The organism is Streptomyces sp. CB09001, assembly GCF_003369795.1.
In the GTDB taxonomy this organism is placed as follows: domain Bacteria; phylum Actinomycetota; class Actinomycetes; order Streptomycetales; family Streptomycetaceae; genus Streptomyces.
The window spans coordinates 4,094,857-4,115,176 of sequence record NZ_CP026730.1 but is presented as its reverse complement, the minus strand read 5'-3'; the positions used below and the strand labels follow the sequence as shown (position 1 = coordinate 4,115,176).

The window sequence follows — 20,320 nt, the reverse complement described above, 5'->3', positions numbered from 1 at the left end:
GGATCGTTGGACGAAGAGGATCCGGCCCGTGAAGATCAATGCCCCGTCGATGTGCCGACAATGCGAGACTTGCGAAGCTTGCGAGGATTGCCGGGGTAACGGCCGGTGCCGGCCCCAGTCCTGGCTACCCAGCTCCCGCGGTGAATCCTCCTGCGCGCCCCCACGTATGCACCCATGCGCCCCGAATGCCGTGCCGATGCACCTCCCCCGCGCGCAACACCCCCGTAACCCCTGGTGAGCCCGGGAGTTGAGTTCCACGTGGAAGAGACCATCCCCGGCACCGAAGCCGCCCAGATCCCGCAGCAGCGCGGTACGTCGCTGCTGGAGACCGCCGTTCGCTATGCCGAGGAGCGTCACTGGGACGTGTTTCCCGGCACCTGGCTGGTGCCCGGCGACGGGGTACAGCGCTGCTCCTGCGAGGACCCGGCGTGCGCCGTCCCGGGCGCGCACCCGGCGCGCGAGGACTGGGCGGCGCAGGCGACGGGCAGCGCGACCGCCGCCCGGAGGATGTGGCAGAAGCAGCAGTCGGCGTCGATCCTGCTGCCGACGGGGCGGACGTTCGACGCGATCGACGTGCCCGAGACCGCCGGGTTCCTGGCGCTGGCGCGGATGCAGCGGATGGAGCTGACGCTGGGGCCGGTGACCTTGGCGCCGGACCGGCGGATGCGGTTCTTCGTTCTGCCGGGTGCGGGGGTGAAGGTGCCGGATCTCGTACGGCGGTTGGGGTGGACACCCCGGGCCCTTGATCTGGGCGTGCTCGGGGAGGGGGCGTACGTGGCGGCGCCGCCCACGCGGATCGGGACGCGGGGGGCCGTGCAGTGGGCCTGCCGGCCGACCGCGGTGAACCGGTGGCTGCCGGACGTGGAGGAGTTGATCTCGCCGTTGGCGTACGCGTGCGGCAGGGATCGTTAGGAGGCGCCCTCTCGTCCGCCCGGTCGCTGTCCCTTTGACGACCGCGGGTGGTACCTGGTTGCTCGCGCCCACGCGGCGGAGCCGGACATCGACACAGCCGCGCCCCTTTGGGGCGCGCTGCTCCCCCGTAGGGTGCGCAGTTGACGGAGGGAGACGTGGTGAGCAACAGCGCCGTGCGGGTTCAAGGGCTCTGGAAGCGGTTCGGGCAGCAGGTGGCCGTGGGTGGGATCGATCTGGAGTTGCCGGCCGGGAAGTTCATCGGGCTCGTCGGACCCAACGGGGCCGGGAAGACCACCACGCTCTCCATGGTGACCGGGCTGCTGCGCCCCGATCAGGGGTCGGTCGAGGTCGTGGGGCACGACGTGTGGCGCGATCCGGTCGAGGTGAAGGCCAGGATCGGGGTGCTGCCCGAGGGGCTGCGACTCTTCGAACGGCTGTCCGGACGGGAACTGCTCGGCTACACGGGCCGGTTGCGCGGACTTCCCGGCGACGAGGTCGACAAGCGGGCCTCCCAGCTTCTCGACGTGCTCGACCTGGCCGGGGCCCAGCACAAGCTGGTCGTCGACTACTCGACCGGCATGCGCAAGAAGATCGGCCTGGCCGCCGCCCTGCTGCACAATCCGGAAGTGCTGTTCCTGGACGAGCCGTTCGAGGGCGTCGACCCGGTCTCCGCACAGACCATCCGGGGCGTCCTGGAGCGCTACACCGCCTCCGGCGCCACCGTGGTCTTCTCCTCGCACGTCATGGAGCTGGTGGAGTCGCTGTGCGACTGGGTGGCCGTCATGGCCGCCGGCCGGATCCGGGCCACCGGCACGCTCGCCGAGGTGCGCGGCGGGGCGGCCTCGTTGCAGGAGGCGTTCCTCGAACTCGTCGGTGCGGGCGGCCGGGACGCCGGGTCGGACCTGGACTGGCTGGGCGGCGGGTCCCGATGAGCACGCGGACCACCCCGGCCGCCCCCGTCCCGCCCGGGCCGCCGAGCCCGCCGGTCCCCTCCGACTCGTCCATCACGCCCGTCTTCGTCCGGCTGAAGCTGTCGCTCCTGCGCAACGGGCTGCGGCAGTCCGGCGGGCGGCGGGCCGCCTACCTCGCCTCGGCCGTCCTCGTGCTGCTCTTCGCCGCACTCCAGCTGGTCGGCCTGATCGCGCTGCGCGGGTACGCGCACGTGGACTCGCTGGTCGTCCTGCTCGCCGCGGTGCTCGCCCTGGGCTGGGCGGTGATGCCGCTGTTCTTCCCCGGCGGCGACGAGACGCTCGACCCGACCCGGCTGGTGATGCTGCCGCTGCGGCCGGCGCCCCTGGTACGGGCCCTGCTGACCTCCTCCCTGGTGGGCATCGGGCCGCTGTTCACGCTGTGCGTGTTCGCCGGTTCCGTGGTCGCGGTCGCGCACGGCGGGGCGGCGTACGCCGTCGGCGTCGTCGGGGCGGTCCTCGCGCTGCTGGTGTGCGTGACCCTCGCACGGGCCGTCGCCGCCGCCAACGTGCGGCTGCTGACCAGCCGCAAGGGGCGCGATCTCGCGGTGCTGAGCGGGCTGGTCGTCGCGGTCGGCGCCCAGCTCGTCAACTTCGGCGCGCAGCGGCTGGGCTCGTCGGGGCTCGGCGAGCTGGACCCGGTGGCCGACGTGGTGCGCTGGATTCCGCCCGCGTCGGCGGTCGGCGCGATGGACGCGGCGAGCGACGGTTCGTACGGCACCGCACTGGCCCAGCTGGCGCTGACCGCCGTGGCGCTGGTGCTGTTGCTGCGGGTGTGGGCGCGGCATCTGACCCGGCTGATGACGGCGCCCGACGGCTCCACGCTCCAGAGCGACACCGGGCCGGTGCGCGAGCGCGGGTCGGCCGGACTCGCCCGGTGGCTGCCGGCGGGCCGCACCGGCACCACCATGGAGCGCACCCTGCGCTATGTGTGGCGCGACCCGAAGACCAAGGCCGCGTGGGTGACCTCGCTGGCCATCGGCCTGATCGTGCCGGTGTTCAACGCGTGGCAGGGCACCGGCTCGGTCTACTTCGCCTGCTTCGCGGCCGGGATGCTCGGCATCCAGATGTACAACCAGTTCGGGCAGGACACGTCCGCGTTCTGGATGGTCGCGATGACGATCTCCTCGACCAGGGACGCCTACGTCGAACTGCGGGCCCGCGCGCTGGCGCTGCTGCTGATCACGCTGCCGTACGCCACCCTCGTCACGGTGCTGACCACCGCGCTGCTCGACGACTGGCGGGCCCTGCCCGAGGCGCTCGGCCTGTCCTTCGCGCTGCTCGGCGCGATGCTGGCGACCGGCGCGTGGACCTCGGCCCGCTTCCCGTACTCCATCCCGCAGGAGGGCTACAAGAACGTCGCGCCCGGTCAGGTCGGGCTGGCCTGGGTCTCGATCTTCGGCGGCATGATCGGCGCGGCCCTGCTGTGCGCGCCGGTGATCGCGCTGACGATCTGGCTGAACGTGAGCGAGGGCGCCGGGGACCTGGGCTGGGCGCTGCTGCCGGTCGGCGCGGTGTACGGCACGGTGCTGACGCTGCTGGGCCTGCGCCTGGCCGCCCCGCGCACGGCACAGCGACTCCCGGAGATCCTCACGGCGGTCAGCAAGGGGTGACGGACCGGCCGCCCGGGACGGGCGGCCCACGGGAGCAGGCGACGCACGGGAGCGGCCGGGCAACCGCCGGCGGTTGCCCACGGCGGCGGACGGCGCCCACCCCACGGACGGCGGACGGGCGGCAGACGGCGCACAGGGCCCGGTCAGACGGACGGCGGACGGGCGGCGCGCAGGGCCCGGTCAGACGGACGGCGGACGGGCGGCGGGCGGCGGGCGGCGCGCAGGGCCCGGTCAGGCGGACGGGTGGCGGTGCGCACGACGGCCGACGGCGCTCGACCCACGGGCAGCCCGCAGGCGGCGGACAGGACCCGGGCAGGCAGAGGGCGGACGGGCGGCAGGCGGCGCTCGGGACGGGACCCGGGCAGGCAGACGACGGACGGGCGGCAGGCGGCGCGCAGGGCCCGGGCAGGCGGACGGGTGGCGGTGCGCGCGACGGCCGACGGCGATCGGCCCACGGGCAGCCCGCAGGCGGCGGACAGGGCCCGGGCAGGCAGGCGGCGGACGGGCGGCGCGCAAGGTGCGGACGGGTCCGGTCGGACCGGCCGGGCGGTCAGGCGTTCCCGAGGGTGGTCAGGAAGGGCTCGATGGCCGTCCGCCACGCCTCCGGCTGGTCGTAGTGGACGAGGTGGCCCGCGTCGGCGACCTCCGCGTACTGGCCGCCCGGCAGGACGCGGACCATCTCCTGGGCCTCGGCGCGGCCCAGCTCGCCGTCGAGGCCGCGCACGACCAGGGTGGGGCAGCGCACCTGAGCCAGCTCCTCCCAGTGGGCGTCGTAGACCCAGGTCTCGCGGGAGCGCAGCATCTGCTCGGGTTCGAAGACGGGGCGCCAGCCGTCCGGGGACTCGGCCATCACCTCGGCGTAGAACTCACCGCGGGCCGGGTTCGGCCGCTCCACCCACGGGTCGTCCTCGCCGAACCACTTGCGGACGTCGGCGAGCGTGGCGAAGGGGACCGGCCAGGCGCGGAACCACTCGGTCCAGGTGTGCTGGGAGGCGGCGCCGAGGGCGGAGGCCCGCATGTCGCAGATGATCAGACCGCGGACCAGGTCGGGGCGTTTCGCGGCGAGCTGCCAGGCGGTCAGCGCGCCCATCGCGTGGCCGATGAGGACGGCCGGGCCGAGGCCGAGCTGCTCCAGGGCGGCCTCGACGTCCTCGACGTAGGCCTCCCGGGTGTAGGCGGCCCTCGGGGGCTTGTCGCTGCGGCCGTGGCCGCGCTGGTCGAGGGCGACGGCCCGGTGGCGGGCGGAGAGCCAGCGGGCCGTGGGGGCCCAGTGCGAGGCGCGGCCCATCAGCCCGTGCAATAACAGGACGCCGGGCAGGTCTCCGGCGCCGGCTGCGGGTGCGGCCGGGTCGTGCCCCCGGTCGGTCTTGGGAGGGTCGCCGAACTCCCAGGCCGCGAGGCGTACGCCGCCCGCGCCGGTCACGTCGATGCGCCGCGCCATAGGTCCTGGCACCCCCAAGCTCCGCTCGGACCCGCCCGCCCCCGCGGACCGGCCGGTCCTGTGAACCGTGTCCTGCCTGCCGTGCAGAGTATCGAAGCTTATCGAATACCCATTCGAAAGAGCCGTCCCGACGAGCAACACCCCTCATTCGAGTGACACCGCTCAGGGATTGATCGCCGCCGCCCAGGGGAGATCTTCAACGGGAGGCGGACCGCTCGGGGAAAACGGTCCGAGGGGATTGACCTTGAGAGCTCGGGGCTCCAGGTCAGCACAGGGGAGGACAGGCCCCGGCGCCACACGGCGCCGGGGCCCTCTCCGTCTCTCCGGCATGGCCCCTCCCCCTCTCCGGCGCGGGCGACATCGCTGTCAGCCGCGGCCAAGAGCCCCTCATGTCCGGTGCCTCACGCGACAGCCTCGCACGCGAATCGCCCGGCCGCTGCGATTCGGCGCACTGGGACACCGAATCCACGGACCCCGGACAACGGTCTTGTCCGGGCGCGGTCAGCGCTTGGCGACGAACACGTGGGAGGCCGTGTCCGCCTCCAGCTCGGCGGCCTCGCCGCCACTGCCGACCAGCACGCCGCCCGCCGACTCGGTCACGCTCACCACCGAGCCGGGCTGCACCCCCGCCCGGCGCAGCGTGTACATCAGCTGCGCGTCCGTCTGGATCGGCTCGCCGATCCGGCGCACGACGACCGTCTTGCCCTCGAGCCCCGGGTCGAGGTCGGCCAGGGAGACCATCCCCTCGTCCAGGAAGGGATCGGCCCCGTCCGTCTCGCCCAGCTCCTCCAGGCCCGGGATCGGGTTCCCGTACGGCGACTCGGTCGGGTGCCGCAGCAGCTCGAGCACGCGGCGCTCCACCGCCTCGCTCATCACGTGCTCCCAGCGACACGCCTCCGCGTGCACCTGCTCCCACTCCAGGCCGATCACGTCGACCAGCAGGCACTCCGCGAGCCGGTGCTTGCGCATCACGCGCGTCGCCAGCCGCCTGCCCTCGTCGGTCAGCTCCAGATGCCGGTCCGCCGCCACGGACACCAGCCCGTCGCGCTCCATCCGCGCCACCGTCTGGCTGACCGTCGGACCGCTCTGGTCGAGCCGCTCGGCGATCCGGGCGCGCATCGGGACCACACCTTCCTCCTCCAGCTCCAGGATGGTGCGGAGGTACATCTCCGTGGTGTCGATCAGTCCGGACATACGTGCCCCTCGATGAGATTGCCGGAGGCTACGGCCCACCGGCGCGTGCGCTGGCCCTGCCACCAATTCTGACGCATACCACCGACAACCGTGCCTCGGCGCGAAAAGCCGGGGCCGACCGCGCCCGCTCGGACCCCGCGTACCGCGTTGACGCCGTATTGACACCGCACTGGTCCAGACCGCACCGTGATCCGCGACGCAGCCACTCCGAAGGGGCCCCGCATGAGCGACCACAAGCCGGCCGGCCAGTTCCTCGACGCGGCGATCGACCTTCTGCGACGCGTCCGCGACGAGGAGGCGGACAGCATCGAGGCGGCCGGCACGCTGCTCGCCGACACCGTGCAGAACGGCGGCCGGCTCTTCGCCTTCGGCGCCGGGCACTCCTCCCTCGCCGCCCAGGACGTCGTGTACCGCGCCGGCGGGCTCGCCCTGATGAACCTGCTCACCGTGCCCGGCGTCGTCGGCGTCGACGTCATGCCGGCCACCCTCGGCTCCGCCCTGGAACGGGTCGACGGCCTCGCGAGCGCCGTACTGGACTCCTCGCCCCTCCGCGCGGGCGACGCCCTGGTGATCATCTCGCTCTCCGGGCGCAACGCCCTGCCCGTGGAGATGGCCCTGCACGCCCGCGCCCTCGGCCTGCGGGTCATCGGCGTGACCTCGGTGGCGTACGCGTCGCAGACCACGTCGCGGCACGCCTCCGGCACCTTCCTCAAGGACCACTGCGACATCGTGCTGGACTCCAAGATCGCCGTCGGTGACGCGGAACTCACCCTCGACACCGTCCCCGCCCCCTTCGCGCCCGCCTCCACGGTCGTCACCGCCGCCCTGATGCAGGCCGTGACGGCCACCGCCGCCGCCACCCTCGCCGACCGCGGCATCGAACCCCCGCTGCTGCGCTCGGGCAACGTGGACGGCGGCCACGATTGGAACGCCCGCGTACTGGACCAGTACGGCGAGCGCATCTTCTACCGCCGCTGAGCCCGGCCGGTTACGGCCGCTCCACCGCGCCGGCCAGGTCCAGTGCGGTCGCGATGCGCACCGCCACGTCCTCCGCGTACATGGCGTCCGGCCGTTCGAAGGCGCTGCGGCCCGCACCCCGCAGGAACGTCACGACGCCCAGTGTCCGGCCGCGGCTGCGCAGCACCGCGCACAGGCCGTGCACCGTGTCCTCCGGCCACTGCCGGGCCGTGGCCCACCGGCGCACCTGCTCGGCCGGGACGGCCCGCAGGCCGGCGCTGGCCCGCACCGAGCCCGCCCGCTCGACGCACTGCACGGCGGGGTGCCCCTCGCCGTAGCGCACCGGCATCCCGGACGTCCCGGACGGCACGCTGGGTCCGGGCGCGCCGGACGGTGTGGTCGCGACCCGCACCAGCCGCACCTGCTCCGCGGCATCGGTGTCGGACGTCGCGCCGCCCACCACGCGGTCGATCAGGGCGTGGTCGGCGAACCCGGCCAGCGCGAAGTCCAGGTGGACGATCGCGGCCTCGGCCGGGTCCTCGCACTCGGCGGCGGCGCGCGCCGCCCGGTGCAGCTGGTTGGCCCGGAAGCGGAGCAGCGCCGCCTCCTGCTCGCCCTGCTTGGACTCCGTGACGTCCTGGAACAGCCAGCCGACGCCCAGCGGCACCGGCTCCTCCGCGAGCGGCGAGGCCAGCCGCACGAACCCGCTGCGCCAGCACCGGCGCCGCTCCCCCTCGGGGGTGCGCAGGCTCACCCACACCTCGGCGGGTGCGGGTGGCGCGCCCTCGGCCAGGACGTGCGTCAGCGCGTTCTCCAGCTCCTCGACGCCCTGGGCGAGCAGGTCGCCGAGCGGCCGTCCCAGCACGGATGTGCGCCCGGCGCCGAGCGCCCGCGCCGCGTGTGCGTTGACCACGGCGGGCCGCAGGTCCGCGTCCACCAGGACGACACCCCAGCTGGCGTCCTCCAGCAGGGCCTCGCTCAGCGCGATGGACCGCTCCAGGTCGATCTGCGCGTGCACCTCGCTGAACGCGCAGTAGACCCCCGCGGGGCGTCCGTCGGGGCCCCGCACCGCCGCGGACTGGGTGCGCACCAGCACCCGGCCGCCGTCCTTGGTCAGCAGCGCGAACTCGTTCACCTGGCGGCCCGGCGCCCGCATGGCGGACAGCAGGCGGTCCTCCACCTCCCCGGCGTCCGCGCTGCGCACGGCCCAGCCGGCGAAGCCCTGCCGTCCGACGGCCTCGGCCGCGCTCCAGCCGAGGATCCGCTCCGCCTCGCGGTTCCAATGGGTCACGACCCCGTCCGCGTCGAAGGCGCACAGGGCCGCGTCCATGCCGTCGAGGAGCGCGGCCAACAGGTCCGCGCCGTCCCGCTCGGGCTGCTCCGGCTCGTCCGGCCCCAGCTCGTCGGTGGTCCCACTACGCCGCGAAGCACTCACCTGGACCCCCTGCAGGCTGCGTCCGCCGTACGGTACGTCGGTTCGCTCACTGGCCTTCATTCAACTCGAACGTGATGCAGCACACACCGAGTTCCCGCAAGTTCGCGGAAATCGTTGTACTGCGGAAACTCGGCATACGCCCGTGTCATGAAGGGGTGCGGCCGGTCATGCCGGGCGGGTGGCGGCGAGCGTCAGATCGACCCACTCGTCGCGCTCGCCGTCGAGCACGTACCGCTCCTTCTCCACGAACCCACGCGCTCCGGCGAACCGCAACCCGTCGGCGTTGGCCGCCAGCACCACGGTCTCCACCGCTCCGGCACCCAGCACGCGCGCGTGTGTCAGCCCCTCCTCGTAGAGCGCCGTTCCGATCCCGCGCTCCCGGTAGGCCGGCAGCGTCCGTGCGATCACGGTCGCCACCCGCTCCTCGCCGCCGGGCGGCCGCACGGTGGAGCAGCCGACGAGCGTGTCTCCGAGGTAGGCGTTGGCCAGGCGGTTGCGCCCGGCGCGTTCCCGCGCCTCGTCGTGGGTCATGGCGGCCGGCGGCACGATCACGTTGTGCACGTGCCGCCACTCCTCGACCATGGCGTCCCCGTCCACCGGCTCGATCCGCAGCGCCGAGCCCGCTCCGGTCGCGACCGTTCCGCGCCGCGCGTACACCTCGATCTCGATCCGCATCCGCTCGTCGGCGAGGCCGCACACCATCATCGTCGCGGCGGGCCGCACCTGCCCGAACGTCCGCCGCAGGACGGGCCAGCACGGTTCGAAGTCCTCCCGCGCGGGCAGCAGGTAGCGCACCCGCACCACGTCCGCGAACGTGCACCCCGCCTCGGCCAGCGCGGCCCCGACGTTGCGCAGGCACTGCTCGGCCTGCTCCACCACGTCCCCGGAGATCGTCATCGTCGCGTAGTCGAAGCCGGTCGTCCCGGACACGTGCACCAGGTCGCCGTCGACGACGGCACGGGCGTACCCGATCCGCTCCTCGAACGTCGACCCGCTGACTATCGCCCGCCTGGCCGGCGGGTCCCCCCATCGTTTCGTCATGGGCGAAACCGTAGGTGACCAGCGAAGACGCGTCCATGGGAGATCGACGACGAATCCACCCGGAAATTCGATTGATCGGCGGCCGACCGGTTCTTAGGGTGGTCCGTACACAGAAGGGAGGTGGTTCGGCCAATGTATGACATCCGGACGCGTGAGGTGGCTGCGGGCTAGCAGCCCGGCACCACACGGAGTGCGGTGCCGGACCAGCGCGTGAACGACGCGTGCAGCCGGCCCAATCCCAAGCAGTCACCCGACCCGCGAGTCGCCGGTACGTCCGGCCGGCTCCTCCACGGAGGAACCAGACTCGCGGGTCGCCTGCGTTCAGGGGCCGCGGCGGTCAGTTCGCGATGTCGGCGTAGCCCTCGATCTCGCGCGGGTCGCGGGTGCCCGGGCCGACGTAGCGGGCGGAGGGGCGGACCAGGCGGCCGGTGCGCTTCTGTTCCAGGATGTGCGCGGACCAGCCCGCGGTGCGGGCGCAGGTGAACATCGAGGTGAACATGGGGGCCGGCACCTCGGCGAAGTCCAGCATGATGGCGGCCCAGAACTCGACGTTGGTGGCCAGCACCCGGTCGGGGCGGCGGGCGTGGAGTTCGGCGAGGGCGGCCTTCTCCAGGGCCTCGGCGACCTCGTAGCGCGGGGCGCCCAGTTCGCGGGCGGTGCGGCGCAGGACGCGGGCGCGCGGGTCCTCGGCGCGGTAGACCCGGTGGCCGAAGCCCATGAGGCGTTCACCCGCGTCGAGGGTCTTCCTGACGTAGGCGTCGGCGTCGCCGGTGCGCTCGATCTCCTCGATCATGTGCAGGACGCGTGAGGGGGCGCCGCCGTGCAGCGGGCCCGACATGGCGCCCACGGCCCCGGAGAGGGCGGCGGCCACGTCCGCGCCGGTGGAGGCGATGACGCGGGCGGTGAAGGTGGAGGCGTTCATGCCGTGCTCGGCGGCGGAGGTCCAGTAGGCGTCGACGGCGGCGACGTGCTTGGGGTCGGGTTCGCCGCGCCAGCGGATCATGAAGCGTTCGACCACGGACTGGGCCTTGTCGATCTCGCGCTGCGGGACCATGGGCAGGCTCTGGCCGCGCGCGGACTGGGCGACGTAGGACAGGGCCATGACGGCGGCGCGGGCGAGGTCGTCGCGGGCCTGGGCGGCGTCGATGTCCAGCAGGGGTTTGAGGCCCCAGGCGGGGGCGAGCATGGCGAGGGCGGACTGGACGTCGACCCTGATGTCGCCGGAGTGCACGGGGATGGGGAAGGGCTCGGCGGGCGGCAGGCCCGGGTTGAAGGCACCGTCGACGAGCAGGCCCCAGACGTTGCCGAAGGAGACGTGCCCGACCAGGTCCTCGATGTCGACGCCGCGGTAGCGAAGGGCTCCGCCCTCCTTGTCGGGTTCGGCGATCTCCGTCTCGAACGCGACGACTCCCTCTAGCCCGGGTACGAAGTCGGACATCAGGCGGCTCCTCGTGATCAGTGGTGTACGGCGACCTGTGCGGAGACGGTGCGGCGCCTCCATGGATCCACGGTCGTGCTCGACTCGCGGTCCCGGCGGTCACCCCTGTGATGCCCCGTACGGCCGTCGGTCATCCGGCCGGAGCGGGACCAAGCACCATATCCCCGGGTGCCCCGTTTGGGGAGTGCCTACGGCACTGAGTGCCACCTGGGACCCGCCTCCGTGCCGTGGGCGGCCGGGCTGCCGGGCTGCCGGGCGCTCGGACGGATACGGCAGGATGGGCGGCGTGACCGATCGCGAAGCCGATTCCGCCGTCCCCGCCGCCGACCCAGTCCCCTTCGATCTCGCCTCGATGCGCAAGCAGTACCGGGCCGAGGGACTGTCCGAGACCGAGCTGGCGGCGACGCCCCTCGAGCAGTTCGCGCGCTGGTTCAAGCAGGCGGCGACGGACGGCGGGCTGTTCGAGCCGAACGCCATGGTCGTCTCCACGGCGGACCCGGAGGGGCGGCCCAGCTCCCGCACGGTGCTGCTGAAGCACTTCGACGAGCAGGGGTTCGTCTTCTACACCAACTACGACTCCCGCAAGGCGCGCGAGCTGGACGCGAACCCGCACGTCTCGCTGCTGTTCCCCTGGCATCCGATGGCCCGGCAGGTCGTGGTCACGGGCGTCGCCCGTCGCACCGGGCGGGACGAGACCGCCGCGTACTTCCGGACCCGGCCGCACGGCTCCCAGCTGGGCGCCTGGGCCAGCGCCCAGTCCACGGTGGTGGCCGGGCGGCGGGCCCTGGACTCGGCGTACGCCGAGCTGGCGGCGCGCTACCCGGAGGGCGAGCAGGTGCCGGTGCCGCCGCACTGGGGCGGGTTCCGGGTGGTGCCGGCGGCGGTGGAGTTCTGGCAGGGCCGGGAGAACCGGCTGCACGACCGGCTGCGGTACGTGGCGGAGGCGGGCGGGGGCTGGCGGGTGGAGCGGCTGAGTCCGTGACCGGGTCCGGCGCCTCGCCTACAGCTTTCCCCAGAGGTACGCCGTGCGGTGGCCGTCGAGGACGGCGGCCAGACGGGCCCGGAAGTCGTCGCCGAGTTCGGGCCAGTTCCAGAACTCCAGGCCGAGACGGCCGACCGCCAGCCGGTCGTCGGTCCAGAGCCACTCGCTCAGGGGGACGTCGCGGGCGCAGGCGGGACAGGTCACGTCGGCGTGCGCGGTGTCCTGCCAGTCGGTGATCGCCTCTGAGAAGCGGGGCCAGGCGCCCTCTTTTTCGTCTTCCTCCTCGCCCTCGTCCGACAGGTCCGTGGTGGTCCGGCAGCGGGGGCAGGTGACGGCCTCGGGCTCGTCCTGGCCGCTGAAGAAGACGGTGGGGCCGGTGTGCACGGCGAGCCCGTCGGACGGTTCCCCGTCGGGGTCGTCGTCGGCCACCGCCCGGCTCCAGTGGGGTCCGGGCGGGTGTCCGAGGGGCTGCCCGAGGACGCAGACCTCGCGGTCGGCGAGGACGATGCCCTCGCTCACCAGCCACGCGACCGCGCGCTCGGCGAGTTCCGCGGCCCCCGCCTCGTCGGCCTCGAGGTCGACGATCGTCTGGAAGTAGTCACCCATGGCCGAGACAGTAGCGGCGGGCACCGACAGCGCCCCGGTGCCGGATGCCGGTCACTGTGCCAGCGCCGCGTCCAGCAGCCGCGCCCACTGCTCCACCACCCGTTCCCGTCGTGCCCCGTCGTCGGTGAGGAGGTTGGCGAGGCCCAGGCCGCGGGCCATGTCGAGGAGGCCCTGGACGGTTTCGCGGGCGCCGGGGCGGGTCTCGTCGGCGCCGAGGAGGTCGACGGCGATGCGGTGGGTCTCGCGGCCGACGCGGGCCTCCAGTTCGGTGACCCGGTCGCGCAGCTGCTCCTCGTTGGAGGCGGCCACCCACAGGTGCAGGGCGGCGCGGAAGAGCGGACCGGTGTAGAGGTCGACGAGGGCGGCGACCACCGCGCGCCGGTCGTCGGCGGCGGCGCCCTCGGGGAACAGGGCGCGCAGGGCGACGGAGCGTTCCTCGGCGACGTACTCCACGGCCGCGGTGAACAGGTCTTCGCGGGTCGGGAAGTGGTGCTGGGCGGCACCCCGGGAGACTCCGGCGTGTTCGGCGACGACGGAGACCGTGGAGCCGGCCCAGCCGCGTGCGGCGAGGCAGGCCACGGCGGCTTCGAGGAGCCGCTGCCGGGTGGCCCGGCTGCGGTCCTGCTTGGGGACGCGCTCCGCGCGGTCGGCCGCGTTCACGGCGCCGCTCACACCACCCATTCCGGATCCCGTCGTTCGAGGAAGGCCGTCATCCCCTCGCGGGCCTGCGGGGAGGCGAACAGCTGGGCCGAGAGCGCGGTCAGGTCGGCCGCGTCCCGGTCGAAGGCCTCCAGCACCCTAGCCGTGAGCAGCCGTTTCGTCTCGGCCAGGCCCTGCGGAGAGGCACGGCGCACCCCGTCGAGGACGGGTTCGAGTACGGCGTCCACGTCGTCGCCCGCCGCGGTGACCAGGCCGGTGCGGGCGGCCTCGGCGGCGTCGAAGCGCTCGCCGGTGAGGTAGTAGCGGGCGAGGGCGCGGGGGTCGGTGCGGGGCAGCAGAGTGAGGGAGATGACGGCCGGTGCCACGCCGATGCGGACCTCGGTGAAGGCGAACGTCGACTCGGTGGACGCCGCCGCGATGTCGCAGGCGGCGACCAGGCCGAGGCCGCCCGCGCGGACGTGCCCGGCGACGCGGGCGATCACCGGTTTCGGCAGCTCGGCGATCCGCCGGAACAGGCCGACCAGGGCGTCCGGGTGGGGCGGGTCGCGCAGGTCGGCTCCGGCGCTGAAGGTGTTGCCGGTGTGGGTGAGGACGACGGCGCGGACGCCGGGGTCCTCACCCGCGTCGGTGAGGGCGGTTGCCAGGTCGCCGACGAGGGCGGCGGACAGGGCGTTGCGGTTGTGCGGCGAGTCGAGGGTGAGGGTCTCGACGCCCCGCGCGCGCGTGCGGTCTACGTGGGCGGCCGGGGTCACCGGTGCTCCCTCAGCTCGCGGCGGAGGATCTTGCCGGAGGCGGCGCGCGGGACGGCGTCCACGAAGGTGACGCGGCGGACGCGTTTGTAGGGGGCGACGCGTTCGGCGACGTACATCATGATCTCGCCCTCCGCGAGGCCGGGTGCGGCGGGCTGGCGGACGACGAAGGCGTGGGGTACTTCGTTGCCGTCGTCGTCGTACTCGCCGATGACGGCGGTGTCGGCGATGCCGGGGTGGGTGAGCAGGAGGGCTTCGAGTTCGGCGGGGGCCACCTGGAAGCCCTTGTACTTGATCAGTTCCTTGACCCGGTCGACGACGAACAGCCAGCCGTCGCTGTCGGCGTGTCCGACGTCGCCGGTGTGCAGCCAGCCGTCGGTGTCGATCAGGGCGGCGGTGGCGTCGGGGCGGCCGAGGTAGCCCTTCATGATCTGGGGGCCGCGGATGAGGATCTCGCCGGACTCGCCGGCGGGGAGGTCCTTGCAGGGGTCGGTGAGGGAGACGATGCGCATCTCGGTGCCGGCGATGAGTTTGCCGACGGTGCCGGGCGGCGCGTCGGCCATGGCGTCCAGGGGGACGACGTGGGTGCCCGGGGACAGTTCCGTCATGCCGTAGGCCTGGCCGACGGGCGGCAGGCCGAGCCGTCGGGAGCAGGCGGCGGCGAGGCGGGCGTCCAGGGGGGCGGCGGCGCTGACGATGTACTTCAGCGAGGAGAGGTCGTAGTCGGCGACCAGGGGGTGCTTGGCGAGGGCCAGGACGATCGGCGGGGCGACGTACAGGCTGGTGATGCGGTGGTTCTGGATGGCGGCGAGGAACTGCTCCAGGTCGAAGCGGGGCAGGACGACGACGGTGGCGCCGAGCCGCAGTGGGGCGTTCATCAGGGCGGTCAGGCCGTAGATGTGGAAGAACGGCAGCACGGCGAGGACGCGGTCGCCGGGCGCGGACGGCATCGACGGTTCGAGCTGGGCGAGGTTGGTGGCGATCTGCCGGTGGGTGAGCATGACGCCCTTGGGGGTGCCGGTGGTGCCCGAGGAGTACGGCAGGGCGGCGACGTCCTCGGCCGGGTCGATCGCGACGGACGGTTCGGGCGCGGTCGAGGCCAGCATGTCGACGAGCGAGCGGTGGCCGGGCGCGCTGTCGCAGACCAGGATCTCCTGGACGCCGCCCGCGAGTTCGGCGGCCCGGCGGGCGGTGGACAGCAGCGGTGAGACGGTGACGATCCAGCGGGCCGCGCTGTCCTTCAGCTGCTTGGCGAACTCCTCGGCGGTGGCGAGTGGATGCACCGTGGTGACGGAGGCGCCCGCGCGGGTGGCGGCGTAGAAGGCCAGGGGGAAGGCGACGGTGTTGGGGCTGTGCAGGGCGAGGACGTCGCCCTTGCGCACGCCGGTCTCGGCGAGGGCGGCGGCGACGCGCCGGTGGAACCGGTCCACCTGCTCGTAGGTGAGGGTGGTGCCGTCGGTGCCGTCGATCAGCGCCGGGGTGCTCCCGAAGGCGGCGGCCCCGCCGAGCACCGCGTCGTGGATGGGCAGGTCGACGGGCGGGACGTCTGCGTACTCGCTGCGGAACACGGTTCCTCCAACGCCGCTCGGAAACGGCCTAGTACTGGCCTAGTACGACTTGGGCAGGCCCAGGGTCTGGTGGGAGACGTAGTTGAGGATCATCTCCCGGCTCACGGGGGCGATACGGGCCACGCGCGAGGCCGTTATCAGCCGGGCGAGCCCGAACTCGCGGGTGAGGCCGTTGCCGCCGAGGGTGTGCACGGCCTGGTCGACGGCCTTCACACAGGCCTCCCCGGCGGCGTACTTGGCCATGTTGGCGGCCTCGCCCGCGCCGACGTCGTCGCCCGCGTCGTAGAGATGGGCCGCCTTCTGCATCATCAGGCGCGCGAGTTCGAGGTCGATGTGCGCCTGCGCGAGGGGGTGGGCGATGGCCTGGTGGGCGCCGATGGGGGTCTTCCAGACGGTGCGTTCACGGGCGTACTCGACGGCCTTCGCGAGAGCGTGGCGGCCCATGCCGATCGCGAAGGCCGCCGTCATCACGCGCTCGGGGTTGAGACCCGCGAAGAGCTGGAGGAGCCCCGCGTCCTCGTCGCCGACGAGGGCGTCGGCGGGCAGTCGTACGTCGTCGAGGGTCAGCTCGAACTGCCGCTCCACGGCATCGAGTTCCATGTCGATGGGGCGGCGCTCGAAGCCTTCGGCGTCGCGCGGGACGATGAAGAGGCAGGGCTTGAGCTTGCCGGTGCGGGCGTCTTCGGTGCGGCCGACGATCAGGGTGGCGTCGGCGATGTCCACGCCGGAGACGAAGACCTTGCGGCCGGTGAGGATCCAGTCGCCGGTGGCGGTGTCGCGGCGGGCGGTGGTGGTGATGCGGTGGCTGTTGGAGCCGGCGTCGGGTTCGGTGATGCCGAAGGCCATGAGGCGGGTGCCGTCGGCGAGTGGCGGGAGCCACTCGCGTTTCTGCTCCTCGGTGCCGAAGCGGGAGATCACGGTGCCGCAGATCGCCGGGGAGACGATCATCATGAGGAGGGGGTTGCCCGCGGCGCCCAGCTCTTCGAGGACGAGGGAGAGTTCGGTGATGCCGGCGCCGCCTCCGCCGTATGCCGCCGGCAGGTTGACGCCGATGTAGCCGAGCTTGGCGGCGTCCTGCCAGAGGCGTTTGTTGTCTTCGGGGTTGAGGGTGTGGGGGTGGGTCCGGGCGAAGGCTGATACCGCTGCGCGGAGGGACTTGTGCTCTTCGGATTCGATGAGGGTGGTCACTGTGCTCCTTCGGGTGCGGGTTGTGTGTGGTTGCTCGCGCTCACGCGGCGGAGCCGCATATTCAATGCAGCCCCGCGCCCCTACTCGGCGTCTCCCTCTACTACGGCCAAGAGGGCGCCGACCTCAACCTGCTGTCCGGGAGCCGCCGGGAGCACCGTCAGCTTTCCCGTCACCGGGGCCGTGATCCTGTGTTCCATCTTCATGGCCTCCAGCCACAGGAGGGGCTGGCCCGCCTGGACGGTGGTGCCCTCGGTCAGGCCCTCCGCGACGCGGACGACCGTGCCCGGCATGGGGGCCAGGAGGGAACCCGGGGCGTGCTGGGTGGTGGGGTCGGGGAAGCGGGGCAGGGCGGTGAGGCGCGTGGTGTTGACGTGGATGTGGTCGCCGTAGCGGGCGATGTCGAAGGGGCGTTGTACGCCGTCCGCTTCGAGGACGACCCGGTCGGGGCCGGCGTGGACGACGCGGACGCCCTCGGCGGTGAGGCCCGTGCGGGTGTGCCCGTAGCGGACCTCGTGCTCCTCGCCCGCCACGGCGTAGCGCTTGACCTGCGGTTGCGAGGGCAGGTTGCGCCAGCCGCCGAAGCGTCCCGCACGGGTGCTCGCGTCGGCGAGGGCGGCGGCCAGCGGGGCGAGGGGGTCGGGGACCGGTTCGGTGAGGGCGGCGAGGTGGCGGTCGTAGAAGCCGGTGTCCATGCGGCCGGAGGTGAACTCCTCGTGGCGCAGGGAGCGCACGAGGAGGTCGCGGTTGGTGACCGGGCCGTGGACCGCCGCCCGTTCCAGGGCGCCGGCGAGCCGGCGGACGGCCTCCGCGCGCGTGGGTGCGTGGGCGACCGCCTTGGCGAGCATCGGGTCGTAGTGGACGCCGATGTCGTCGCCGTCGGTGTAGCCGGTGTCCAGGCGGATGCCGCCCGGGACGGCGAGGCGGTGCAGGCGGCCGGTCTGCGGGGCCCAGGCGTTCGCCGGGTCCTCGGCGTAGAGGCGGGCCTCGACGGCGTGTCCCCGCGCGCGCGGGGGGTCGCTTTCGAGGGCGTGCCCTTCGGCGACCCGGAGTTGGAGGGCGACGAGGTCGATGCCGAAGACCGCCTCCGTGACCGGGTGTTCGACCTGGAGGCGGGTGTTCATCTCCAGGAAGTGCGCCCTGCCGTCGGCGACGAGGAACTCGACGGTGCCCGCGCCGACGTAGTCGACGGCACGGGCGGCGCGTACGGCGAGGTCGTGGAGTTCGGCGGTGAGCCCGGGGGGCAGGCCGGGTGCGGGGGCCTCCTCGATCACCTTCTGGTGGCGGCGCTGGAGGGAGCAGTCGCGGGTGCCGAGCGCCCACACGGTGCCGTGGGTGTCGGCGAGGATCTGCACCTCGACGTGGCGGCCGTCGACCACATAGGGCTCGACGAAGACCTCGCCGTCGCCGAAGGCGCTCGCGGCCTCGGCGCGGGCGGCGGTCAGTTCGGCGTCGAGGTCGGCGAGGCGGCGTACGACGCGCATGCCGCGTCCGCCGCCGCCGGCCGCCGCCTTCACCAGCACCGGCAGGTCGGCCTCGGTGACGTCGGTGAGGGGCGCGATGCCCATCAGTTCCTTGGCGCGGGTCTTGGACGCCATCGCCTCGATGGCCTCGGGCGGCGGTCCGATCCACACCAGCCCCGCGTCCCGTACGGCGCGCGCGAAGCCGGCGTTCTCGGAGAGGAAGCCGTAGCCGGGGTGGACGGCGTCGGCCCCGGCGGCGACGGCGGCCTTCACGATCAGGTCGCCGCGCAGGTAGGTGTCGGCGGGGGCCGTGCCCGGCAGGCGTACGGCGGCGTCGGCCACGCGCGCGTGGAGGGCGTTCGCGTCGGCGTCCGAGTGCACGGCGACGGTGCGGATGCCCGCGTCGCGGCAGGTGCGGAAGACGCGGCAGGCGATCTCGCCCCGGTTGGCGACCAGTACGGAAGCAATCACGTGGTTCCTCACATCCGGAAGACGCCGAAGCCGCCGCGCGCGCCCTCGTAGGGGGCGGTGTGCACGGCGGACAGGCACAGGCCGAGGACGGTGCGGGTGTCGCGCGGGTCGATGACGCCGTCGTCGTAGAGCCGCCCGGACAGGAACATGGGCAGCGACTCGGACTCGATCTGCTGCTCCACCATGGCGCGCAGCGCGGCGTCGCCCTCGTCGTCGTACGGCTGCCCCTTCGCGGCGGCGGACTGGCGGGCGACGATGGACAGGACGCCGGCGAGCTGCTGCGGGCCCATGACGGCGGACTTGGCGCTGGGCCAGGCGAAGAGGAAGCGCGGGTCGTAGGCGCGGCCGCACATGCCGTAGTGGCCGGCGCCGTAGGAGGCGCCCAGGAGGACGGACAGGTGGGGGACGCGGGAGTTGGAGACCGCGTTGATCATCATGGCGCCGTGCTTGATGATGCCGCCCTGCTCGTACTCCTTGCCGACCATGTAGCCGGTGGTGTTGTGGAGGAAGAGCAGCGGGATGTCGCGCTGGTTGGCGAGCTGGATGAACTGGGCCGCCTTCTGGGACTCCTCGCTGAACAGGACCCCCTGGGCGTTGGCGAGGATGCCCACCGGGTAGCCGTGCAGGCTCGCCCAGCCGGTCGTGAGGCTCGTCCCGTACAGGGGCTTGAACTCGTCGAAGTCGGAGGCGTCGACGATCCGGGCGATCACCTCGCGGGGGTCGAAGGGGGTGCGCAGGTCGCCGGGGACGATGCCGAGGAGTTCCTCGGGGTCGTACTTGGGCGGCTCGGCCAGGGGCGGGTCGGCGTACGCCTTGCGGTGGTTGAGGCGGGCGACGACACGGCGGGCCTGGCGCAGGGCGTCGGGTTCGTCCACGGCGAAGTGGTCGGCGAGGCCGGAGGTACGGGCGTGCATCTCGGCGCCGCCCAGCGACTCGTCGTCGCTCTCCTCGCCGGTGGCCATCTTGACCAGCGGCGGGCCGCCGAGGAACACCTTGGCGCGCTCCTTGACCATGATGGTGTGGTCGGACATGCCTGGGATGTAGGCGCCCCCGGCCGTGGAGTTGCCGAACACGACGGCGATCGTCGGGATGCCGGCGGCCGACAGCCGGGTGAGGTCCCGGAAGATCGCGCCGCCGGGGATGAAGATCTCCTTCTGGGAGGGCAGGTCGGCGCCGCCGGACTCGACCAGGCTGATGCAGGGCAGCCGGTTGGCCAGGGCGATGTCGTTGGCGCGCAGGGCCTTCTTCAGCGACCAGGGGTTGCTGGCGCCGCCGCGCACGGTCGGGTCGTTGGCGGTGATCAGGCACTCGACGCCCTCGACGACGCCGATACCGGTGACGAGGGAGGCGCCGACCGTGTACTCGCTGCCCCAGGCGGCCAGCGGCGACAGTTCGAGGAAGGGCGTGTCGGGGTCGAGGAGCAGCTCGATGCGCTCGCGGGCGAGCAGCTTGCCGCGCTTCCGGTGCCGGGCGACGTACTTCTCGCCGCCGCCCGCGAGGGCCTTGGCGTGTTCGGCGTCCAGCTCGGCGAGCTTGGCGAGCATGGCCTCGCGGTGCGCGCGGTGGTCGGGGTCGGTGGGGTCCAGGGCGGAGGCGAGGACGGTCACGGCAGGACCTCCGGGGCGGGGGTGTACGGC

The 20,320-nt window shown here is 73.3% G+C and carries 17 protein-coding genes; 5 read left to right on the top strand and 12 right to left on the bottom strand.

Annotated elements, in window-relative coordinates:
- The first annotated feature begins 258 nt into the window (after positions 1 to 258).
- The 3 genes from C4J65_RS19130 (at position 259) to C4J65_RS19120 (ending at position 3,493) form a co-directional block, all read left to right on the top strand.
- Positions 259 to 912, top strand: coding sequence for a bifunctional DNA primase/polymerase (locus C4J65_RS19130; RefSeq protein ID WP_115743503.1), 654 nt, complete (start codon positions 259 to 261; stop codon positions 910 to 912).
- A 140-nt stretch (positions 913 to 1,052) separates the two neighbouring features.
- Positions 1,053 to 1,844 carry an ABC transporter ATP-binding protein gene (locus tag C4J65_RS19125; RefSeq protein ID WP_115743502.1) on the top strand — a complete coding sequence of 264 codons (792 nt, stop codon included), beginning with the start codon at positions 1,053 to 1,055 and terminating at the stop codon, positions 1,842 to 1,844.
- Positions 1,841 to 3,493 (top strand): transporter, encoded by a 1,653-nt coding sequence (locus C4J65_RS19120; RefSeq protein ID WP_115743501.1) that lies wholly within the window; start codon positions 1,841 to 1,843, stop codon positions 3,491 to 3,493. The genes C4J65_RS19125 and C4J65_RS19120 overlap by 4 nt, the downstream gene beginning before the upstream one ends.
- A 550-nt stretch (positions 3,494 to 4,043) precedes the next feature.
- On the opposite strand, the gene C4J65_RS19115 is transcribed toward C4J65_RS19120, so the two are convergent.
- Both C4J65_RS19115 and C4J65_RS19110 read right to left on the bottom strand, forming a co-directional pair.
- Complete coding sequence (locus C4J65_RS19115; RefSeq protein ID WP_162833247.1) at positions 4,044 to 4,934, bottom strand: alpha/beta hydrolase; 891 nt, start codon at positions 4,932 to 4,934, stop codon at positions 4,044 to 4,046.
- A gap of 501 nt (positions 4,935 to 5,435) precedes the next feature.
- On the bottom strand, positions 5,436 to 6,128 hold the full coding sequence (locus C4J65_RS19110) for a metal-dependent transcriptional regulator (protein ID WP_052839193.1): 693 nt from the start codon (positions 6,126 to 6,128) through the stop codon (positions 5,436 to 5,438).
- Between the two features lie 222 nt (positions 6,129 to 6,350).
- Here C4J65_RS19110 and C4J65_RS19105 point away from each other — a divergent pair, with 222 nt between their 5' ends.
- Positions 6,351 to 7,106 (top strand): SIS domain-containing protein, encoded by a 756-nt coding sequence (locus C4J65_RS19105; protein WP_115743499.1) that lies wholly within the window; start codon positions 6,351 to 6,353, stop codon positions 7,104 to 7,106.
- Positions 7,107 to 7,116: 10 nt separating this feature from the next.
- On the opposite strand, the gene C4J65_RS19100 is transcribed toward C4J65_RS19105, so the two are convergent.
- From C4J65_RS19100 to C4J65_RS19090, 3 genes are all read right to left on the bottom strand, one after another.
- Complete coding sequence (locus C4J65_RS19100) at positions 7,117 to 8,520, bottom strand: PAS domain-containing protein (protein ID WP_115746525.1); 1,404 nt, start codon at positions 8,518 to 8,520, stop codon at positions 7,117 to 7,119.
- Positions 8,521 to 8,685: 165 nt separating this feature from the next.
- The gene (locus C4J65_RS19095) at positions 8,686 to 9,561 is read right to left on the bottom strand and encodes a GNAT family N-acetyltransferase (RefSeq protein WP_115743498.1); all 876 of its coding nucleotides are present in this window, start codon (positions 9,559 to 9,561) and stop codon (positions 8,686 to 8,688) included.
- Between the two features lie 337 nt (positions 9,562 to 9,898).
- A complete protein-coding gene (locus tag C4J65_RS19090; RefSeq protein ID WP_115743497.1) occupies positions 9,899 to 10,999 on the bottom strand; it encodes a citrate synthase 2 in 1,101 nt (366 codons plus the stop codon).
- A gap of 277 nt (positions 11,000 to 11,276) precedes the next feature.
- Between C4J65_RS19090 and pdxH the strand changes: the two genes are divergently transcribed.
- Positions 11,277 to 11,981 carry a pyridoxamine 5'-phosphate oxidase gene (gene pdxH, locus C4J65_RS19085; protein ID WP_115743496.1) on the top strand — a complete coding sequence of 235 codons (705 nt, stop codon included), beginning with the start codon at positions 11,277 to 11,279 and terminating at the stop codon, positions 11,979 to 11,981.
- 18 nt (positions 11,982 to 11,999) lie between these two features.
- On the opposite strand, the gene C4J65_RS19080 is transcribed toward pdxH, so the two are convergent.
- From C4J65_RS19080 to C4J65_RS19050, 7 genes are all read right to left on the bottom strand, one after another.
- Positions 12,000 to 12,587, bottom strand: a complete 588-nt coding sequence (locus C4J65_RS19080; protein ID WP_205351037.1) for a hypothetical protein — start codon at positions 12,585 to 12,587, stop codon at positions 12,000 to 12,002.
- Positions 12,588 to 12,638: 51 nt separating this feature from the next.
- Positions 12,639 to 13,268, bottom strand: coding sequence for a TetR/AcrR family transcriptional regulator (locus tag C4J65_RS19075; protein WP_205351036.1), 630 nt, complete (start codon positions 13,266 to 13,268; stop codon positions 12,639 to 12,641).
- Complete coding sequence (locus C4J65_RS19070; protein ID WP_115743494.1) at positions 13,256 to 13,999, bottom strand: enoyl-CoA hydratase family protein; 744 nt, start codon at positions 13,997 to 13,999, stop codon at positions 13,256 to 13,258. Before C4J65_RS19070 ends, C4J65_RS19075 begins: the two co-directional genes overlap by 13 nt.
- Positions 13,996 to 15,564, bottom strand: coding sequence for a 4-coumarate--CoA ligase family protein (locus tag C4J65_RS19065; RefSeq protein WP_115743493.1), 1,569 nt, complete (start codon positions 15,562 to 15,564; stop codon positions 13,996 to 13,998). Before C4J65_RS19065 ends, C4J65_RS19070 begins: the two co-directional genes overlap by 4 nt.
- 39 nt (positions 15,565 to 15,603) lie before the next feature.
- Entirely contained in the window at positions 15,604 to 16,752 is a 1,149-nt protein-coding gene (locus C4J65_RS19060) for an acyl-CoA dehydrogenase family protein (protein ID WP_115743492.1), read from the bottom strand.
- Positions 16,753 to 16,832: 80 nt separating this feature from the next.
- A complete protein-coding gene (locus C4J65_RS19055; RefSeq protein WP_115743491.1) occupies positions 16,833 to 18,683 on the bottom strand; it encodes a biotin carboxylase N-terminal domain-containing protein in 1,851 nt (616 codons plus the stop codon).
- An 8-nt stretch (positions 18,684 to 18,691) separates the two neighbouring features.
- The gene (locus C4J65_RS19050) at positions 18,692 to 20,290 is read right to left on the bottom strand and encodes a carboxyl transferase domain-containing protein (RefSeq protein WP_115743490.1); all 1,599 of its coding nucleotides are present in this window, start codon (positions 20,288 to 20,290) and stop codon (positions 18,692 to 18,694) included.
- Positions 20,291 to 20,320 lie beyond the last annotated feature (30 nt).

Bases quoted from the DNA above. Each gene is read 5' to 3' on its own strand.
- C4J65_RS19120 (WP_115743501.1), top strand. From the start codon at position 1,841: ATGAGCACGCGGACCACCCCGGCCGCCCCCGTCCCGCCCGGGCCGCCG.
- C4J65_RS19115 (WP_162833247.1), bottom strand. From the start codon at position 4,934: ATGGCGCGGCGCATCGACGTGACCGGCGCGGGCGGCGTACGCCTCGCG.
- C4J65_RS19110 (WP_052839193.1), bottom strand. From the start codon at position 6,128: ATGTCCGGACTGATCGACACCACGGAGATGTACCTCCGCACCATCCTG.
- C4J65_RS19105 (WP_115743499.1), top strand. From the start codon at position 6,351: ATGAGCGACCACAAGCCGGCCGGCCAGTTCCTCGACGCGGCGATCGAC.
- C4J65_RS19095 (WP_115743498.1), bottom strand. From the start codon at position 9,561: ATGACGAAACGATGGGGGGACCCGCCGGCCAGGCGGGCGATAGTCAGC.
- C4J65_RS19090 (WP_115743497.1), bottom strand. From the start codon at position 10,999: ATGTCCGACTTCGTACCCGGGCTAGAGGGAGTCGTCGCGTTCGAGACG.
- pdxH (WP_115743496.1), top strand. From the start codon at position 11,277: ATGGGCGGCGTGACCGATCGCGAAGCCGATTCCGCCGTCCCCGCCGCC.
- C4J65_RS19080 (WP_205351037.1), bottom strand. From the start codon at position 12,587: ATGGGTGACTACTTCCAGACGATCGTCGACCTCGAGGCCGACGAGGCG.
- C4J65_RS19075 (WP_205351036.1), bottom strand. From the start codon at position 13,268: ATGGGTGGTGTGAGCGGCGCCGTGAACGCGGCCGACCGCGCGGAGCGC.